The organism is Streptomyces huiliensis, from assembly GCF_020037025.1.
Classification (GTDB): Bacteria; Actinomycetota; Actinomycetes; order Streptomycetales; family Streptomycetaceae; genus Streptomyces; species Streptomyces huiliensis.
This window is the reverse complement of sequence record NZ_JAIQLH010000498.1, coordinates 1-1,737: the sequence shown is the minus strand read 5'-3', so window position 1 is coordinate 1,737 and position 1,737 is coordinate 1. Positions and strand designations below refer to the sequence as shown.

Genomic DNA, 1,737 nt, shown 5'->3' with positions numbered 1-1,737 from the left:
AGGCCGCCCGCGTCCAGGCGCCCGCCCCCGCCCTGCCCGTACCGCCCGGCGCCGGCCACCGGCTGCCCCGCGGCGCCGGCGACGGCACCCGGCGCTGAGCACCGCCGTACCTCCGTGCGCACCACCTCATGCCACACCGTCTCTCGCGGAGAAACCGAATACCCATGCACGGACCCCTTGCCGCACCCGCGGCCGACGCCCCCTCGGTGACGCTGCTCACCGAGGGGACCTACCCCCACAGCCACGGCGGGGTCAGCGTCTGGTGCGACCAGCTGGTGCAGGGCATGCCCGACATCCCCTTCCGGATCATCGCCGTCACCGGCACCGGACGGGAAGGGCTCGCCTGGCAGCTCCCCGCCAACGTCCACCGCGTGGACGCCGTCCCGCTGTGGGGCACCACGCCCGCCGGGCGCGCGCCCCGCGGCCGGGCCCTGCGTGTCTTCCTCGCCGGCTACGAGCGCTTCCTGCTCTCCCTGCTCGACCCGGCGTACGAGGACGACTTCGCGCCCGCCTTCCACCGGCTCGCCGACCTCGCCGCCGGCGGCACCCTGCCGGCCCTCCTCCAGGGCGAGGACGCCGTCCGCGTCCTCGTCCGCGTCTGGAACCGGCCCGCCCTGCCCACCGCCGCCGCCCGGCCCACGCTGCACGACGCGCTCACCGCCACCGACCTGCTGGAACACGCGCTGCGCCCGCTGGCCGCCGACGTCCCCGCCGACGGCATCACCCACGCCGTCAGCGGCGGTCTCGCGGCCGTCCCCGGCCTCGTCGCCCACCACCGCCACGGCACCCCCTTCCTCCTCACCGAACACGGCATCTACCTGCGCGAGCGCTACCTCGGGTTCCGCACCGAGCCCTACCGCTGGCCCGTCAAGGCGCTGATGCTGGGCCTGTTCCGGCAGCTCGCCGTCGAGTCCTACCGGTGCGCCGCCCTCGTCACCCCCGGCAACCGCTACAACCGCCGTTGGGAGGAGCACGGCGGCACCCCGCCCGACCGCATCCGGACCGTCTACAACGGCGTGGACCCTGCCGCGTTCCCGCCCGCCGGACCGGAACCGGAGGTGCCGACGCTCAGCTGGGCCGGGCGCGTCGACCCCATCAAGGGCCTCGACACGCTCGTCCGCGCCTTCGCCCTCGTCAAACAGCGCGTCCCGGAGGCCCGGTTGCGGCTCTTCGGCGGCACGCCGCGCGGCGGCGAGGGCTACCGGACGGCCTGCGAGAAGCTGGCGGCCGACCTCGGGGTGGGGGACTCCGTCACCTTCGAGGGGCGCGTCGAGGACATTCGCGACGCGTACGCGGCGGGCAACGTCGTCATGCTCTCCAGCATCAGCGAGGGCTTCCCGTTCACCCTGATAGAGGCCATGTCCTGCGGCCGGGCCACGGTCTCGACGGACGTGGGCGGGGTGCGGGAAGCCGTCGGCGACAGCGGGCTCGTCGTCCCGCCGCGCGACCCGGAGAGCATGGCCGAGGCCGCCCTCACCCTGCTCGGCGACCGCGAACTGCGGGCACGCATGGGCGAGTCGGCCAGACTGCGGGTCATCGAGCAGTTCACCCTCCGGCAGACCATCAGCGCCTTCCGCGAGATCTACCACGACCTCGCCACCTCCCGGCGGCGCTCGGTCGTCTTCGCCCCGGCCGTTCCGTTCGCGCCGCCCGCCATGGCCCTGGCCGCCGGCGGTGCCGGATGAGCGGACCGCTGCGGCTCGTACCGCCCGACCCCGAGGCCGTCCCCGACCTCAC

At 75.2% G+C, this 1,737-nt stretch carries 1 protein-coding gene; it reads left to right on the top strand.

The window, feature by feature from the left end; all coding sequences use genetic code 11:
• Positions 1 to 164: 164 nt before the first annotated feature.
• Positions 165 to 1,685: a GT4 family glycosyltransferase PelF gene (gene pelF, locus JNW98_RS35470; RefSeq protein WP_223772374.1), complete on the top strand. Its 1,521-nt coding sequence runs from the start codon at positions 165 to 167 to the stop codon at positions 1,683 to 1,685.
• Positions 1,686 to 1,737: the final 52 nt, after the last annotated feature.